The sequence below is a fragment of the Paraburkholderia caledonica genome (genome assembly GCF_000383275.1).
Lineage (GTDB): Bacteria > Pseudomonadota > Gammaproteobacteria > Burkholderiales > Burkholderiaceae > Paraburkholderia > Paraburkholderia caledonica.
Map to the genome: position 1 here is coordinate 425839 of NZ_KB911035.1, position 15708 is coordinate 441546.

The window sequence follows — 15708 nt, forward strand, 5'->3', positions numbered from 1 at the left end:
ATGGACAAAAAATTTTGTGCGAACGCTTCGCTCAATCTTCGAGAAACTTGAACAGCAGACGGCGCAGCTCATGGAATTCGGCCTTGGTGAATTTCTTCAGCCGCTTGTTCAGCACGACCGGCACCCTGTCGGGCAGGTGGTCTGCCACTGCTTCGCCCTTCTTCGTCAGCTTCAGGTTGACGACCCGGCGATCTTCAAGACTGCGGGAGCGCTGAAGCAAACCCTTCGTTTCGAGTTTGTCGAGCATGCGCGTCATCAGGCCGGTGTCTATACCGAGCAACGTGGACAGTTCGAACGGAGTGCTCGCAATGTCCTGGCGCATGGACAGAAGAATGCCCATTTGCTGGGCCGTGATGTCGAGATCCTTGAGTTCTGCGTCTATCTCCGTCACCAGAAGGTTGCGCGCCTTGTTGATGGCGAATCCCACGCTCTCGGTCACGGTGAAATTGTCGCTCGTGTAGTGGTTCATCTTTGCTCCTTGCCTGGAGAGCAATATATCTGCATTGTCAGATATCTCCAAGCTCGATGCTGGACATCAATGTTTCAAATATTGCGCTAACCGGAGACTCCCGGTCCTGCCGCGAAGAGGAATTGCCGCGTGCCCGCGTCATTCGCGGGCGGGGTCGCGCTCAATTCAATGGGCCGGGCATCGTCGCCCTTCTTACACGCCTTCGACGAGAACGGCGCGATAGCGCGCGCCTTTGAACCGGTGCTGCGCGACTTCCTGATATTCGGGACCGTCGTACCAGGCACGCGCTTCCGCAGTGGACGGAAACTCCACGATCACGACACCCTCTGGCGCTTCGCCCTCCAGAACCTGTTGAGGTCCATAGGCAGCGAGAATCTTGACGGGATGGCCTTTGAAAGTGGCGCCGACCTTGCTCTGATAAATGTCGAGTTCCTGCTGATCCTGCGTGCTTTCCTTCGTGAAGACGATATATGTGGCCATGACATACGCTCCTGCGTTGGTGGGAAGGTGCGTACGATGATGCCATGAAATCGCATCGTGCTTCGGCGTACAGCGTCGCTGCCAGGCGGTCCGTCATACTGGCATTGCTTATCCGCGATGGTGGCGCCTGGCGCAACCGCGTTACGCGTCATCGCGTCGCTCGCCCGGGCGTGAATGACCGAGCGTCGGCAGTCGAGCGCTGTGTGAATTGGGCGCCGATGGTCTGCCGCGCGCGCGAAAGCCGGCTCATGACGGCTCCGATGGGCACGCCGACCACGTCGGCCGCTTGCGAATAGCTGAGCCCTTCAACCGCGACCAGCAGCATCACGATCCGTTGCGCTTCCGGCAAACGCTCGACGGCCGCGATAATCAGATCGAGGCCGTCTCCCGGATCGCGCTCACGGGAATCGCGCACGGTCTCTTGCAAGTCGTTAGCGCATTCCATGATCGAACGGCTTGGCAGCTTGCGCGTGCGCAGTTCGTCGGTCCATGTGGAATGAATGATCGAGAACATCCAGCTTAGCGGCGCAGTGCCGGGCTCTAACTGGTCGGCGCGCTCGAGTCCCTGCGCACAGGCGCGCTCAAGTACGCGTTCTGCGTCATGCCGGTTACGGCACAGGCGAATAGAGAACGCCCAAAGGCGCGGAAGCATGCCTGGCAGAAGACTGTGCAACTTCCCGGCATCTGCTGTTGACATGATCGACTGGGTGAAAACGGGTTACCGGACGACGCGCCCGCCGGGAACCGGCGATGATCAAGGGCCGACGGAAGTCGCGGTCGAACTGTGCCGAGACCACCGCGACTACCGCGACTACCGCAACCGACGCAACCAACAATGCGCCGGTCATTTCCCAGTAGCCCAATGCGAGTTGCGCATCAGCTTGCTGAAGTCTCTGCGGACGAAACCAGGGTCCTTGTAGGCCATGACATCGGCCAGACCTGTTCCCTGCGTGGTCTCCGGACGATGCTTGAGGCTATCGTAGAGGGCCTGCATGAAGTCCTCAGCAAATTGCGGCGGATGCGGATAAGCCGCCTCGACGGCGCTCCGCTGAGCGACTGTGAAGTCGTCATAGCCTGCGCCCACGAGATCCATGTTGGCGCCTTCGGCAACCAGTGCGGCCATGGGGAACAGATTTGCGGAAATTCCATTGGTCGTGTGCAATGCAATCGCAAGCCAGACCATCTGGCTATTGGCCTCGGAAACGCCGTGACTTCGCAAAAAGTCACGTGCCGCGTTCGCGCCATCCACTTCATAGCGCAAGTGGCTTTGCCCATAGCCGGCCGTCAGGCCGAAATCATGGAACATGGACGCAACGTAGAGAAGTTCCGGGTCGAACGCGAGACCTTTGCGCTTTCCTGCCAGGGCAGCCCAATAATAGACACGCGTGGAATGCTGAAACAGAAAATCGCCCTCCGATTCGCGAATGAGTTGCGCTGCGTCGCGCGCCATTTTGCTGTCGGGGATTTTTACGCCAGAAACCTCGTCGCCGGCATTCGCCGTGGATTGATTGAACGTGGGCTGCGCTTGCGCGTGCGCGTCGAGGGTCGGGACCATTCCCCCAACCGCAAGAGCAACAGCGGCGCAAATTGCAGCGACAGTACTGCGGGACTTCATGATGTTCTCCTTCTCGCAAAGAAATGCACCCTTAGCGGGTAGTTCGCTGTTCCCAATTCGAATTGAGAATGATGCTGCAAACGTTCGTTCGCACGAATTCCGGGTCCTTGTAGGCGAGGAAGTCGTCGTTGAATGTGCCGAACGTGCTGCCCGGGCGATGCTTCATACCGTGATAGAAAGCATCGATGATCCTGTTTGCAAAACCGGGGTCCCGGGGATACGCAGCAATCACCGCGTCGCGTTCTTCGTCGGTGAATTCTTCGAAGCCGCGCCCCGCTACGTCCATTCCTGCGCCTGCCTGCAACAGGGCAATTTCTCCGTGCATGTGTTCCGGGATGCCAGGCGTCGTGTGCAGAGCGACGGCATTCCAGACCTTGTCGATGTCCGCCTCGGCGATGCGGTGGCTTCGCAGAAAATCCCGCGCGGCGTTCGCGCCATCCACTTCGAAGCGAAGCTGGCTCTCGTGATAGATCGACGTCAGACCAATGTCGTGGAACATAGCCGCGACGTAAAGCAATTCCGGATCGAAGGTCACGCCTTTGCGTTCTCCGAGCAATGCGCCCCAGAGATACACGCGAGCGGAGTGCATGAACAGCAATTCATTTTCCGTGTCCCGAATAAGCTCAGTCACCTCACGTGCCAATTTGCTGTCAGGTATCTTCACGCTGGATTTTCCGTTCGTCTGCATCGCTCTTCTCCATTCATCTGGTCCTGCATTTACGGGCACCTGGCAACGGCTGCTGCCTGTCGCTGGCTCGCGCACCGACTGCGTACTTCAATGAAATCGCCACTGTCGAGCCGCTGTATAGGGAGGAAGTTACGCTCCTATCGGGCCACAATACAGACCCAAGATTGACGATTCTGGATGTACCATTGAGGGCTATGACGACGCTCCCAATTGGCCTGGATCGCTCCGCGAGCACATCGCTGTCCACACAAATCTACGGCGCGGTTCGACACGCCATAGAGACGGGGCAGCTTGCCGCCGGCGCACGGCTGCCATCGTGGCTGGATCTGGCCGCGCAGATCGGCGTCTCGCGAGGCACGGTCCGTGTGGCCTATGAACGTCTGATCGATGAGCAGTTCGCGGTCGCTTGTGGAGCGGCCGGCACCCGGGTTGCCGAGCGGCCGCCCTTGCCTGCATCGCCCGCGCGGTCACCGGAAGCGCCGCCGTTCCCCGATCTGTTCCACGCATTCGGCGCGGCTCCTTTGGCGTTTCAAATGGGTGTGCCTTCCGAGGACGCCTTTCCTTTCAAGCTATGGTCGCGTGTACTCACGCGCGCGGCGCGGCGGGCTGCGGCTGCGCCGGTCGGCTACCCTGATCCGCGGGGCGATCCGGACTTCCGGAAGGAAATTGCAGCCTATCTGGGCGTAGCACGAGGCTTGCGGTGCAGTCCATCACAGGTTCTTGTCACTGCGGGATTCTCGGCAGCACTCGGCCTCGCGATCAGGGGACTCGGTGTTGAAGGCAAAGAAGCATGGTTAGAAGATCCGGGTTTTCCGCTCACGCGTACCGCGCTCGAATTGGCGGGAATGACGGTGAGAGCCATTCCAGTCGATGCAGACGGGCTCGACGTGGAAGCCGGCATCCGGAGTTCTGCTGAAGCCGCTCTTGCAGTCGTGACACCGGGCCAGCAGGCGCCCCTCGGAATGGCCATGTCGCTCCCCAGGCGGCTAGCGTTGCTCGCATGGGCTCGACGAAACGACGCATGGATCATCGAAGACGATTACCTCAGTGAGCTCCAGTTGAAGGGTCGCGCAGCGCCGGCCTTGGCATCGCTGGATCCAGACGGACGGGTGTTGCATATCGGCAGCTTCAGCAAGACTATTAGCCCGGCGCTCCGACTTGGCTTTCTGGTGGTCCCGGTTGAAATGGTTCGCCGTTTTGGCGACATCGCAGCGTGCCTGATGCCGGCACCGGGGTCGTTCGTGCAACACGCCGTGGCAGAGTTTCTACGCGATGGGCACTATCTTCGGCACCTTCGGCATATGAAGCGTCTTTACGCCACGCGGCGCGATAGCCTGCTTCGTTGTCTCAACGAGTTGGCGCCGGACTCGATAAGAGTGCATGCGGCTGCGGGTACGGCCATCGTGACCACGCTTCCCCGCTCTACATCTGACGTAGACATTGCCATGCGAGCATTGCAATCCCGCCTGGCGCCTGCGCCTTTGTCGCCTTGGTATCTGCAGTCTTCTGGCCCACAGGGCTTACTGCTGAGCGTGACCAACCTCGATGAACGCAAGATAGTCGAACACTGTCGCCGGCTGGTGGAAGTGGTTCGCAAGGGTAGCTAGGCGACAGGCAATGCGGGCTTGCTGCCCGCTGAATGGTACATAAAGAATGTTCATTCTTGGTTCTTTCTTGTGGTCCGGCCCGGACCCACAATGCTAGGACACCAAGGAGATGCAACATCATGAACATTCGATCTATCGCCGGTGCTCTCGCCGCAGGCATTGCTCTTTCCATTGCCGTACCGGCTACCGCGCATGGCACGGCTGAGACCGTCACGCCGAACTTCCAGCACGCGATTCCCAACATCCCCGGCAAGTCGTTGATTGCGGTCGTTGTCGACTATGCGCCCGCCGCAGCGTCGCACGCACACGAGCATGCGAAGTCGGCTTTTATCTATGCATACGTCGTGTCGGGCGCCATCGAGTCGCAAGTCGACGACGGCCCGAAGCGGATCTACCACGCCGGCGAAAGCTTCTTCGAGGAGCCCGGCGCGGTTCACCGTGTCAGCCGCAATGCAAGCAAAACCAAGCCGGCGAAGTTGCTGGCGGTGTTCGTGGTGGACAGCAACGACAAGGCCCTGACCACCCCGGTCGAGTAATCAGTACATCAAGGAGTAAAGGTATGAGCATGCGTCTGGACTACAACCACATCGCACCTGCGGGCGCGAAAGCCCTCGGTGGTGTTTACGGCTATGTTCTGCAGAGCGGCCTGTCGCCTGTTCTCGTAGACCTGGTCTACCTTCGTGTTTCGCAGATCAACAACTGTGCGTACTGCCTCGACATGCATACACGCGATCTGCTGAAAAAAGGCGTGAAAGTCGAAAAGCTCGCGCTCCTGCAGGCCTGGGCGGAAGCCGGCAACCTGTTCGACGAACGTGAGCGTGCCGCACTTGCGTGGGCCGAATCGGTCACACGCGTTGCACAGACCGGCGTACCCGACGAAGCCTACGAGGCAGCCCGTGCAGTGTTCGACGAGCGCGAACTGGTCGACCTCACAATCGCCATCGGACTCATGAACACTTATAACCGCATGGCGATCAGCTTCCGGAACACACCTCAGGCCGCAGTTGGGCAGTGATCACGCTTCACATCGCTGCGGACACATCAATCCGGGCACATCGCAACGGCGTCGTTAGCCAACCAGTTCGACCATCACGATGTCGGTGTCGTCTCGCGCTGTCATCGTAAGCTGCGATTCGCCGGTAACCACGACTCCATCGCGTGGCGCGAGCCGAACCTCTCCCACGTCGAGGCGGCCGTGATCGGTAACCAGATACGCGTGGCCTGGCGGACGCAACACGTGATGCAGCGTTGCGCCTTCGCGTATCGTCGCGATGCGCACGCGAGCGTCGGCATTGATAGGCAACGCGCCTGCACGCACGTCGTCCGGATCGCCGCTCGCCAGCGTGACGAAGCGGCCTTCGCGACACTCGCGCGAACAGACACGCGTCGCCCAACGCGGCGTGCCGCCCAGCGTGCGCGGGTGCAACCAGATCTGAAACAGCCGCGCCGGCGAACTCTCCTCGTTGCGCTCGGCGTGATGTACCGCGCAACCCGCGCTCATTGCCTGCACGGAGTCGGCGACCAGACGTGCCCGATTGCCGGCGTCGTCTTCGTGCGTAATTGCGCCTGAGCGCACCCACGTCACGATCTCGACTTCACGGTGAGCATGAAGGCCGAAGCCCGAGTGTGCTGCGAACTCATCGTCGTTCCATACGTAGAGCGCGCCGAGCGGCACATGACCGGCGCGTCCGCAGCCGCCAAAGCGAAAATGCAGCCGCGCTTCCAGCCAGTCGCGACTGATTACATCGAGCGACAGAAAAGGACGATGTTCGATCATGATGTGCCTGAGTTGGATCGCGCGCACGCGTGCGCGCGCCGGTGCAATCGTCGAAGACTGCACCAGACGCGCCCTCGCGTGCTCAAGGAACGCTTAGACCTGCTGCTGGCCGCCGTCGACGAACAGCTCGGCGCCGTTCACGAAGCTCGCGTCGTCGGAGGCGAGGAACAGTGCCGCACTCGCGATCTCGCCAGGCTCGCCGAGGCGGCCCATCGGGATCTGGGCGGCCAGGTAATCGGCCAAGCCTTGTTGCTGCGCCGCATCCGGACCGGCGAGGTCGAGCAGGCCAGGGGTGCGGGTTGCGCCGGGGCTGAGCGTATTGACGCGGATGCCGCGGTCCTTGAGATCGAGAATCCAGCTGCGTGCAAAGGCGCGCACCGCGGCCTTCGAAGCTGAATAGACGCTGAATGCAGCCGTGCCCGAACTGCCAGCCGTCGAACCCGTGAGGATCACCGACGCACCTTGTGCGAGCAGCGGCAGCGCTTTTTGCACGGTGAACAGCACGCCCTTCACGTTGCGGTCGAAGGTGTCGTCGAACTGTTCTTCGGTGATGCTGCCCAGCGGCAGCATTGAACCGCCACCAGCATTGGCGAACAGCACGTCGAGACGCCCCTTCTCCTGCTTGATCTGCGCGTACAGCGCGTCGAGTTCATCGAGCTTCGCAGAATCGACGCGCACGCCGGTCACGTTGCCGCCGGCTTCGCGAATTCCCTTCACTGCGGCGTCGAGTTCGGTCTGACGGCGACCGGTGATGTAGACGTGCGCGCCTTCTGCTGCAAAACGTTGAGCAGTGGCGAGGCCGATGCCGCTCGTTGCGCCGGTGACCAGTGCGATCTTGTTGTCGAGTTTGCGTGCCATGGTGTTTCTCCTTCAATTCGATAAGTGGATGACTACGTCGGGAAACTACGTCGGGTGTTTGTGCTGCGATGTAAGGAGAATATCGACGCGACCGTCTTTTCGAAATAGAATTGATTGCAATCTAACGTTGCAAAAATGAAATGATGAGGCGAGATGGCGAAACTGCCTGATTTCGAGGGACTGGCGATGTTCGCGAAGGTCGCTGAGGAAGGATCGTTCGCGGCCGCAGCCCGCGCAGTGGGCGTTTCGGTGGCGACGGTGTCGCGCGGCGTCGCGCGCCTGGAAGACCGGCTGGGCGCGCGGCTTTTCAATCGCACATCGCGTCAACTGGCGCTCACCGAGTTCGGCCGGACAATCTGCGAGAAAGCGGGCCAGATTTACCGGCAGGCCGAGGAAGCCGAAAGCGCCGCCCGCGAGATGTCGGTGCAGCCGCGCGGGCTCGTGCGTCTAGCGGTGCCGATGTCGTTCGGGCTGCGCTGGGTCGCGCCGCTCCTGCCGGCATTTTTTCGCGCTTATCCGGAGGTGTCGATCGACCTGCATCTGTCCGATGCGCCGGTCGACCTGGTTGCTGACGGCTTCGACGCCGCGCTGCGCATCGCCGCACTGCCCGATTCGTCGCTGGTGGCGCGACGGATATGCGCGGTAACGCAATACGTAGTCGCGTCACCGGACTATCTGAAGCGTGAGGGACGACCTATGCATCCGCGCGAACTGGTGGACCGCCCCTGCCTTTCGTATGCGTATCGCGCACGCAGCGATGTGTGGCGCTTCACGAACGACGCGGGCGAGGAGGAACCGATCATGCCGATCGGTCCACTGCGCGTGACGAACTCCGACGCCCTGTTGCCCACGCTGCTCGATGGTCTGGCGATTGCGGAGTTGCCCGAGTTCATCGCCGGCGAATATCTGGCCGATGGCCGCCTGGAAGCTATCCTCACCGATTGGTCTTTGACGAAAGGCGGCCTTTACTTCGTCACGCCGTCGGCGCGCGCCCGACCCGCAAAGGTGAGCGCGCTGTCCGATTACTTCGCAGAACATCTTTCCGATCCGTCGTGGCGATGGCCGAAGTGATCTGCTGCAGTGTTTTCATGTGGGCTAACCGGACAGACGTTCATCATTGAATGGGTGCAACGACGCATCCGGGCTCGACATAGCTTTCGCCGAATACAATGCAAGACGAAGAAGGGTCGCTTCGACCGACCCGTATAAAACACAGTGATCGATGAAAGTCCCCAAAACGTCTGCTAATGCTGAGCCCACGGCGGCCGACCGCGGCAAGATCGCACGCCCGGTCGCAGGCGCCATTGCACCGCACAATTCGCACAATCCGCACAATCCGGACGAGCCTCACGATTCGCGCGCTCGCAGCATCGCTCTCGCGGCGAGCCTCGCTTTGATCGCTTTTTCGCTGCGCACGCCGATCACGAGCGTGGGTCCGATCCTGCTCGAAGCAGTGCGGGCCACCAACCTTTCGCGCACGGGCGCGAGCGTGCTGACGACATTGCCGTCACTATGCTTCGGTCTCTTCGGACCGCTCGCGCCGCTACTCGCGCGGCGCCTCGGCAGTGAACGTGCATTGCTCGCACTGCTGTTGCTGCTCACGCTGGGTACTGCATTGCGCGTCTTTCCTGTGTGGGAGGCGTTGTATCTCGGCCAGATTGTGGCCTGCTTCGCCATCGGCTTGATGAATGTGTTGTTGCCGGGCGTAGTGAAGCGCGACTTCCCGCACCACGTTCCACTGATGACTGGAGTCTACAGCGCGGCAATGTGCGTCGGCGCCGCCGCGGCGGCGGCCGGGACGGTCCCCGCGGCCCATGCGATCGAATACCTGCTGGGCGGCGCGAGCGGCAACTCCTGGGCATGGGCACTGGCGCTGTGGGCGTTGCCCGTCGCGTTGGCCACGCTGGTTTGGGGCGTGCGTCTGCCGAAGAAGTCGACCCACGCAGGAAGACACGCGCAAGTCGTTCGCGGATTGTGGCGAGATCCGCTCGCGTGGAAGGTCACGCTGTTCATGGGTTTGCAATCGTCGCTGGCGTATATCGTGTTCGGCTGGCTGCCGACGGTGCTTCGCACGCGTGGCATGAGTGCGGTCGATGCCGGCTTCATGCTGTCGCTCAGCGTGGTCACGCAGGCCGCGTCGTCGCTACTGCTGCCGTTTCTGCTGACGCGACTGCGCGATCAGCGCGCGGTGAATGTGGGGGCGTTACTGTCGACTGGCGTGGGTCTGATGGGCTGTTTCTTCGCGCCTGCGTCAACCATGTGGATCTGGGCGCTGCTTCTCGGCGCCTCGCAAGGCGCGGCGTTCACGCTCGCGCTCACCGTCATCGGCTTGCGCTCGTACGATTCGCACGTGGCCGCGCAACTCTCCAGCATGGCTCAGGGCATCGGCTATCTGATCGCGTCGTGTGGGCCGTTCATCGCCGGATCGCTGCTCCATGCAACCGGCTCGCTTTACAGTCTCGCTGCTTTGTGCGCGGGTATCTGCGTCGTGTCTGCGTGGTTCGGCTATGCAGCGGGGCGACGGGAACACGTTAACGCGCATCTCGAGTCGACGCATTGAAGACGCAATAAATACGCTGCCGCCGCGGGCAATGGCCCGTTCGTAGCCGACGTGCGCCGTGACATCACGCGTCATGGCAACGTATCGGAAAGGCTCATTGCGGCGCGGTTAGCTGACCTGCTGCTCAGCGGGTACGAGCCATTGCCTCGCCTTGCCCGCGCTCAATGCCTCGGCCAGTTCGGCGAGCGGCATGGGTCGGCCGATGTAGTAACCTTGCGCCTCGGTTGCGCCGATGTCCCGCAACGCAGCCAGAGCAACCGCATCTTCGACACCTTCAGCCACCACGCCCAGACCGAGCGATTCCGCCATCCGCACGATCGCCCGGACGATGGCGCGCGTGCGCGGACTCGACGTCAAGCCGACGATGAACGATTTGTCGACTTTCAGCGCACTGAAGTGATACTGATGCACATAGCTGAGCGATGAAAAGCCGGTGCCGAAGTCGTCGAGCACCACCGACACGCCGTTGTCGATCAGATGCTGCATCGTCTGCCGGGCGACTTCCGGCTCCGCGATCAACGCGCCTTCAGTCAGTTCCAGACGCACGCGCGACGGTGCGACGCCGTGCTGTTGCAGCAGCGCGAGCACGTCGCCGGCGAACTCCGCGCGCGTCATGCTGTAGCTCGAACAGTTGACATGGACGGGAGGCCAGCCGGCATGCGCAGGCTGCGCGAGAATTGCCGCGACGCAATTGAGCATGTACAGATCGAGCCGGCCAATCAGCCGCAGTCCTTCCATCGCCGGCAGGAATTCTCCCGGCGCGAGCAGGCGGCCATCTTGCTGCCGCCAACGTACCAATGCTTCGAGCGAGGTCAGACGGCCTGTGATCGTGCAGATGATCGGCTGGAAGAACGGGATCAGTTCGTCGTCGCGTTTAAGCGCATTTCGTAGCGCGCCTTCGCGCCGCATCCGGTCCGAGACCTCATGGCGCAACTCCTGATTGAACACCACGTAACTATCGCGGCCACCGTTTTTCGCGCGATACATCGCCGTGTCGGCGTCGCGCAAGAGGTCGGCCGGTTCCCTATGGAATTCATGCTCGGCGGTCACGATCCCAATGCTGCATGACGAGAAAACGACGTGATCGTCGATATGAAACGGCAGGTCGAACACCGACAATATCCGCTCGGCGATGGTGACTGCCGCTTCGAGCGACGCTTCGGGTGAAAGGATCGCAAACTCGTCTCCCCCGAGACGCGCGAGCATATCGGTTCTGCTCAGGCAGTCGCGCAGCCGTTTCGCCGCCGACACCAGCAGTTGATCGCCGAAATGATGGCCGAGACTGTCGTTCACTACCTTGAAGCGGTCCAGATCGAGGAACATCACGACCAACCGTCTTCCGGAATCCAGATGCCGGATCCATTCCGCGCCGAGCCGCTCGAGAAGATGACTGCGATTGGGCAGCCCGGTTAACGAGTCATGAAAGTTCTCATGCAACAGTTGCGCGTTGGCCCTATCCAGTTCGCGAGTGCGCTCCTGCACGCGCGCTTCCAGTTCGAGGTTCGCGGCATACAGTGCATCGGCGGCGCTTCGTCGCGACAATGCCGTATCGATGTGACGCGAGACGAACGTCAGCAACTCCTGGTCACGGGGCGTGTACTGTACGTCGGTCGAATAGCTCTGCACCGCGAGCATGCCTCGCACCTTACCCGCTTCGAAAAGCGGCACACCTAGCCACGAACGCAGATTCAGGTGGTCGTGGTCGAGTTCGACCTTGCCGTCGCGGATCAGGCGCTCCGCATCGGTACGATTGAAAAGACACGGTCGACGCTGTGCAATAACGTATTCCGTGAAGCCGCGTTTATAGCGCCTCGGAGCCGGCTGCTCGTCAACCAGTTCATCGACGTAATAGGGGAAAGAAACCGTTGCTGTCGCCTCGTCATACAGTGCGATATAGAAGTTGTGCACGTACAGAAGCTCGCCCAGGATGCGATGCAAACTGCGGAAGAACTCGACCATGTCCCCCGACGCGCTCGACAACTCCGCGATACTGAAAAGCGCACTTTGCAGATGTTCCGCGCGTTTTCGCTCGGCCACTTCCTGCCGGAGTGCGTCGTTCAGTTCCGAGAGTTCCGATGTCCGGCGCGCTACGATATTTTCGAGGTTCGCCCGGTGAAGAATGCGGTCGAGCGCCATTGCCACATGACGCGCGACCACGAGAAACAGCGCCCGGTCGTCGGCGCTGTATATGCGCGATACGTCATAGACCTGCATGGCGATCATGCCGAATACTTCGTCCGATGCGTTCTTCAACGGCGCGCCCATCCAGAATTCGGGGCGATCTCCAACGCAAACGAAGCGGCCTGCCGCTTCCGCCTCCTGAATTCCGGCGGCGTCGATCAACAACGGCTGTCCGGTCGTCAGGACCTGTGCGGTCAGCGACAAACGATCCGGATCGAGCATGTCATAGCTTTCGGATTCGAGTGCGTCGACGTCGATCACATCCACGTAATACGGATACGTGATACGTCTGCTTTCCGGTTCATACAGCGCGAGATAGAAGTTCTCTGCATCGATTATCGTGGCCAGTTGCCGGTGAACGGCATGCAGGAACGCGGAACGCTCGCCGGTCGAACTGGCCAGGTACGCGATTTCGTGGAGCACGCGCTGCGTGTGTTGCGCGCGCACGAGCGCGTCGCCAAGCAGTTGCAGTCCCAATGTGTTGGCGAACGCCGCGAGCGCTTCGTCGTTCGCGTCCTTTAGCGGCGCGAGCAGCCAGCCCAGCGCTTTGTCGCCGGTTCCGGTCGGCCAGCAATGTAATGCTTGCGACTCGCAAAACGGGACTAACGCGTCGTTCGCGAGGGCCTCGGGCCAGACCGTTTCGGCCCCGGAATATGCCGCAAGGCGCAGCTTGTCTCCCGCGCGATACCATGCCCAGTCCCGCCCGCGCATCCGATCGCGGAAGGCTTGAAGCAGTGTATCGACCCGCGCTGCCGTCGTTACCGACGTAGTCAGCTCCGCCTCTGGATTTGCGACATCGGTGGTCTGGTTATCGCTCTGACCTTTTTCCCAGTCGCGTCGGTGCCCGGAAACAATATTCATCAACGCTCCATGCATCTCTCATTCTGCATGCATTAAATCAGGTAGCGACCGGCCCCGGTCCGCGTGCCTTTTGTAATTTGCCTACCCGCTATCTGATAACGGCATCAAGGCCTCGATACTTTATCCCAACCCGTTTCCGGCCCATTTAGATGGCTGTCATTCCCGTGCCCGATCAATGCGCGATGCGTGATTTTTCGGAAAGCAAGCGTTCGGAATATGTCACTTGCCCATGCATTTGTGGCTACCTAGCATCAGTCCGACTAGTCGCAGTGGGAGCGCTCGGTACAGCCGGAGCGGGCCCGATCTTTCCTCTCAGACAGACTCTCACGATGATCGACCCCAATAAAAGCAGGCGCGCCAGTATCGCGGTATTCGCACTGCTCTATCTCGGCTACTGCATTTCGTACATAGACCGCGCGGCGATTGCGCTGTCGCTCGTCGCCATCGGCAAGGAATTCAACGTTGGATCGGCGGCGCTCGGCGTCGTCATGAGCACCTTCTATATCAGCTACGCCGCGATGCAGATACCCGGCGGCTGGATCGCGGATCGCTGGGGCAGCAAAAAGGTCATCGTCGTATCGGTGGCATTCTGGTCGCTGTTCACGCTGATGACGGGTCTCGCATGGTCGCTGGCCTCGCTGATCGCGATCCGCTTTATCTTTGGTCTCGGCGAAGGCGGTTATCCCGGCGCCGCCGTGAAAGGCGTCACCGAATCGTGCGCGCGCGCCGATCGGCCGAAAATGTCCGCATTGCTGATGTCGTCGAACTACGTGGGCAGCTTTATCGCCCCGCTTGCGATCGCGCCTCTCATTCTGTACCTGGGATGGCGTCACGCGTTCGTCGTGGCGGGCATTGCCGGCGTCGTGTTCGCGCTGTTCTACCTGTTCGCCGTCAAGGACACGCATCAGAAGCGCGATGCGTCGGGCCGCGCCACACGCATCGACGGTGCGGCGACGCGCGCGCTCCTCAAGATGCCGCTGATGTGGAAGATCCTGCTCACGTGGTTCGGCATGGGCATCGTCAACAAAGGTCTGGATGCGTGGATGCCCGCGTATCTGCTGACCGAGCGTCATCTCGATCTGAAAGCGGTCGGCATGTTGACCCCGCTGCCCTTCGTCGCCGCGAGCATTTCGACGGCGCTCGGCGGATGGATTCTCACGCGCTGGTTCGATGGCCGCGAGAAATGGCTGATGGCCGCGTGCTGCGTGATCTCCGGCTTTTTCCTCTACGAGATGTATACGGCTGAAACCGTGACCGGCGTGATCGCATATCAATCGATCGTGTATTTCTTCAAGTCCTTCGTATTCGCGGGTGTCTTCGCGCTGCCCACGAAGTTCCTCCCACAGAAGTTGATCGGTACGGGCGCAGGCATGGTGAACTTCGGCGGACAGGTGGCGGGTTTCGTCGCGCCGGCTGTCATTGGGCTGCTCGTGTCCATGACGGGCAACTACAACGCCGTGTTCGGCTTCCTGATCGCGGCAACGGCGCTCGCGGCGGTCACGAGCCTGTCGATTGGGCTCGCAAGCGAAAACGATGCGCGCCGTCTGGGAACCGCTGAAGAAGCCTGATTGCATGATCGCAGTGCGCGGGCGCTATGATGCGGACTACGCGTCACTACATCGATCCAGCATGAACGCCCGCATTCTTCAGGAAGCCGCTGTCCGTTACTTTCTCGAAGTCGTCAATACCGGGTCCATTGCCGACGCCGCGCATCGGCTGAACGTCGTGCCGTCGGCGGTGAGCCGGCAGATCACGCGGCTCGAAGGCGAACTCGGTATGCCGCTCTTTGTGCGGCAATCTCGCGGCATGGTGCCGAGCAAAGCAGGAGAAATGCTCGCAGCCTATGCGCGGCGCTCGCAACTGGACGCTGAACAGATTTCGCTCGAAATCGACGCGCTTCGCGGCGACGCGGCCCGCAGGATTCGCATTGCATGCACCGAAGGTTTCGCGGCAGCTTTCCTGCCGCGCGCAATGGCCGATTTCCGCCGCACCGTCGCGCCCGCATCGTTCGAAGTCGTGGTGGATACCGCCGCGGGCGTCACTCAGCGCGTCCGCGAAGCCGGAGCCGATGTCGGCCTGACCTTCAGCTTCGGTCCCGCTAAGGACATTCATGTCGCGTTCTCAGCGCCTTCGCCCATGTTCGCGATCGTTGCGGCGTCGCATCCGCTCGCGTCATCGCCGCAGGTTTCGTTTCGCGAATTGCTTGCCTATCCGCTCGCGTTGCCCGGCGCTCATTCGACGCTGCATACGCTCATCGATATCTATTGCAGCCGCGAAGGCGTAGCTTGCAAGAGCGTGCTGAGCAGCGCGACGCTAGAAACGCTGCTCGGCTTCACGCTCGCAAGCGACGCGGTAACGTTCAGCGGCGAACTCTTCGTGCGTCCGCGTCTCGCGACGGGGGAACTGGTCGCGTTGCCTGTGCCCGAGTTCGCGACGAGCGAACGCGCCATCGAAATCCAAACGCTCGCGCGGCGTGAATTGCCGCCGCTTCTGCAGTCGTTCGTCGAGCGCTTGAGCGATGAACTAACGCCGCCGGCGAGCGTTGTCCAAAAGTGAAGTCAGCGTTCGATAAACATCACTAGCCGCTCAATTTCTCGTCGTCTACATTGAGC

General features: G+C 61.0%; 15 protein-coding genes. 7 read left to right on the plus strand and 8 right to left on the minus strand.

What is annotated here, in order from left to right:
• Window positions 1–31: 31 nt before the first annotated feature.
• The 5 genes from H281_RS0108060 to H281_RS0108080 form a co-directional block, all read right to left on the minus strand.
• Window positions 32–469: a MarR family winged helix-turn-helix transcriptional regulator gene (locus tag H281_RS0108060; protein ID WP_020066582.1), complete on the minus strand. Its 438-nt coding sequence runs from the start codon at window positions 467–469 to the stop codon at window positions 32–34.
• Between the two features lie 192 nt (window positions 470–661).
• Window positions 662–949, minus strand: coding sequence for a DUF1330 domain-containing protein (locus H281_RS0108065; RefSeq protein ID WP_020066583.1), 288 nt, complete (start codon window positions 947–949; stop codon window positions 662–664).
• A gap of 148 nt (window positions 950–1097) precedes the next feature.
• Window positions 1098–1646: an RNA polymerase sigma factor gene (locus H281_RS0108070; protein WP_027804400.1), complete on the minus strand. Its 549-nt coding sequence runs from the start codon at window positions 1644–1646 to the stop codon at window positions 1098–1100.
• 147 nt (window positions 1647–1793) lie between these two features.
• Window positions 1794–2564 (minus strand): HD domain-containing protein, encoded by a 771-nt coding sequence (locus tag H281_RS0108075; protein ID WP_123282647.1) that lies wholly within the window; start codon window positions 2562–2564, stop codon window positions 1794–1796.
• A 31-nt stretch (window positions 2565–2595) separates the two neighbouring features.
• Window positions 2596–3252: an HD domain-containing protein gene (locus H281_RS0108080; protein ID WP_020066586.1), complete on the minus strand. Its 657-nt coding sequence runs from the start codon at window positions 3250–3252 to the stop codon at window positions 2596–2598.
• 194 nt (window positions 3253–3446) lie between these two features.
• Between H281_RS0108080 and pdxR the strand changes: the two genes are divergently transcribed.
• The 3 genes from pdxR (at window position 3447) to H281_RS0108095 (ending at window position 5874) form a co-directional block, all read left to right on the plus strand.
• Window positions 3447–4859: a MocR-like pyridoxine biosynthesis transcription factor PdxR gene (gene pdxR, locus H281_RS0108085; RefSeq protein ID WP_020066587.1), complete on the plus strand. Its 1413-nt coding sequence runs from the start codon at window positions 3447–3449 to the stop codon at window positions 4857–4859.
• A gap of 119 nt (window positions 4860–4978) precedes the next feature.
• Window positions 4979–5395: a cupin domain-containing protein gene (locus tag H281_RS0108090; RefSeq protein WP_020066588.1), complete on the plus strand. Its 417-nt coding sequence runs from the start codon at window positions 4979–4981 to the stop codon at window positions 5393–5395.
• Between the two features lie 23 nt (window positions 5396–5418).
• Window positions 5419–5874, plus strand: a complete 456-nt coding sequence (locus H281_RS0108095) for a carboxymuconolactone decarboxylase family protein (RefSeq protein WP_020066589.1) — start codon at window positions 5419–5421, stop codon at window positions 5872–5874.
• Between the two features lie 54 nt (window positions 5875–5928).
• Here H281_RS0108095 and H281_RS0108100 read toward each other — a convergent pair whose 3' ends face one another.
• Entirely contained in the window at window positions 5929–6636 is a 708-nt protein-coding gene (locus tag H281_RS0108100; RefSeq protein WP_027804402.1) for a pirin family protein, read from the minus strand.
• A gap of 93 nt (window positions 6637–6729) precedes the next feature.
• On the minus strand, window positions 6730–7494 hold the full coding sequence (locus H281_RS0108105) for an SDR family NAD(P)-dependent oxidoreductase (RefSeq protein WP_020066591.1): 765 nt from the start codon (window positions 7492–7494) through the stop codon (window positions 6730–6732).
• Window positions 7495–7647: 153 nt separating this feature from the next.
• Between H281_RS0108105 and H281_RS0108110 the strand changes: the two genes are divergently transcribed.
• Both H281_RS0108110 and H281_RS0108115 read left to right on the plus strand, forming a co-directional pair.
• Window positions 7648–8565, plus strand: coding sequence for a LysR family transcriptional regulator (locus H281_RS0108110; RefSeq protein ID WP_020066592.1), 918 nt, complete (start codon window positions 7648–7650; stop codon window positions 8563–8565).
• A gap of 151 nt (window positions 8566–8716) precedes the next feature.
• Complete coding sequence (locus H281_RS0108115; protein WP_020066593.1) at window positions 8717–10054, plus strand: MFS transporter; 1338 nt, start codon at window positions 8717–8719, stop codon at window positions 10052–10054.
• 108 nt (window positions 10055–10162) lie between these two features.
• On the opposite strand, the gene H281_RS0108120 is transcribed toward H281_RS0108115, so the two are convergent.
• Entirely contained in the window at window positions 10163–13096 is a 2934-nt protein-coding gene (locus H281_RS0108120) for a sensor domain-containing phosphodiesterase (RefSeq protein ID WP_020066594.1), read from the minus strand.
• 329 nt (window positions 13097–13425) lie between these two features.
• Between H281_RS0108120 and H281_RS0108125 the strand changes: the two genes are divergently transcribed.
• Both H281_RS0108125 and H281_RS0108130 read left to right on the plus strand, forming a co-directional pair.
• Window positions 13426–14664, plus strand: a complete 1239-nt coding sequence (locus H281_RS0108125; protein ID WP_020066595.1) for an MFS transporter — start codon at window positions 13426–13428, stop codon at window positions 14662–14664.
• A gap of 61 nt (window positions 14665–14725) precedes the next feature.
• Window positions 14726–15652 carry a LysR family transcriptional regulator gene (locus H281_RS0108130; RefSeq protein WP_027804403.1) on the plus strand — a complete coding sequence of 309 codons (927 nt, stop codon included), beginning with the start codon at window positions 14726–14728 and terminating at the stop codon, window positions 15650–15652.
• Window positions 15653–15708: the final 56 nt, after the last annotated feature.

Coding starts and splice junctions, on each gene's coding strand:
- H281_RS0108060 (WP_020066582.1), bottom strand. CDS start 469: ATGAACCACTACACGAGCGACAATTTCACCGTGACCGAGAGCGTGGGA.
- H281_RS0108065 (WP_020066583.1), bottom strand. CDS start 949: ATGGCCACATATATCGTCTTCACGAAGGAAAGCACGCAGGATCAGCAG.
- H281_RS0108070 (WP_027804400.1), bottom strand. CDS start 1,646: ATGTCAACAGCAGATGCCGGGAAGTTGCACAGTCTTCTGCCAGGCATG.
- H281_RS0108075 (WP_123282647.1), bottom strand. CDS start 2,564: ATGAAGTCCCGCAGTACTGTCGCTGCAATTTGCGCCGCTGTTGCTCTT.
- H281_RS0108080 (WP_020066586.1), bottom strand. CDS start 3,252: ATGCAGACGAACGGAAAATCCAGCGTGAAGATACCTGACAGCAAATTG.
- pdxR (WP_020066587.1), top strand. CDS start 3,447: ATGACGACGCTCCCAATTGGCCTGGATCGCTCCGCGAGCACATCGCTG.
- H281_RS0108090 (WP_020066588.1), top strand. CDS start 4,979: ATGAACATTCGATCTATCGCCGGTGCTCTCGCCGCAGGCATTGCTCTT.
- H281_RS0108095 (WP_020066589.1), top strand. CDS start 5,419: ATGAGCATGCGTCTGGACTACAACCACATCGCACCTGCGGGCGCGAAA.
- H281_RS0108100 (WP_027804402.1), bottom strand. CDS start 6,636: ATGATCGAACATCGTCCTTTTCTGTCGCTCGATGTAATCAGTCGCGAC.
- H281_RS0108105 (WP_020066591.1), bottom strand. CDS start 7,494: ATGGCACGCAAACTCGACAACAAGATCGCACTGGTCACCGGCGCAACG.
- H281_RS0108110 (WP_020066592.1), top strand. CDS start 7,648: ATGGCGAAACTGCCTGATTTCGAGGGACTGGCGATGTTCGCGAAGGTC.
- H281_RS0108115 (WP_020066593.1), top strand. CDS start 8,717: ATGAAAGTCCCCAAAACGTCTGCTAATGCTGAGCCCACGGCGGCCGAC.
- H281_RS0108120 (WP_020066594.1), bottom strand. CDS start 13,096: ATGAATATTGTTTCCGGGCACCGACGCGACTGGGAAAAAGGTCAGAGC.
- H281_RS0108125 (WP_020066595.1), top strand. CDS start 13,426: ATGATCGACCCCAATAAAAGCAGGCGCGCCAGTATCGCGGTATTCGCA.
- H281_RS0108130 (WP_027804403.1), top strand. CDS start 14,726: ATGAACGCCCGCATTCTTCAGGAAGCCGCTGTCCGTTACTTTCTCGAA.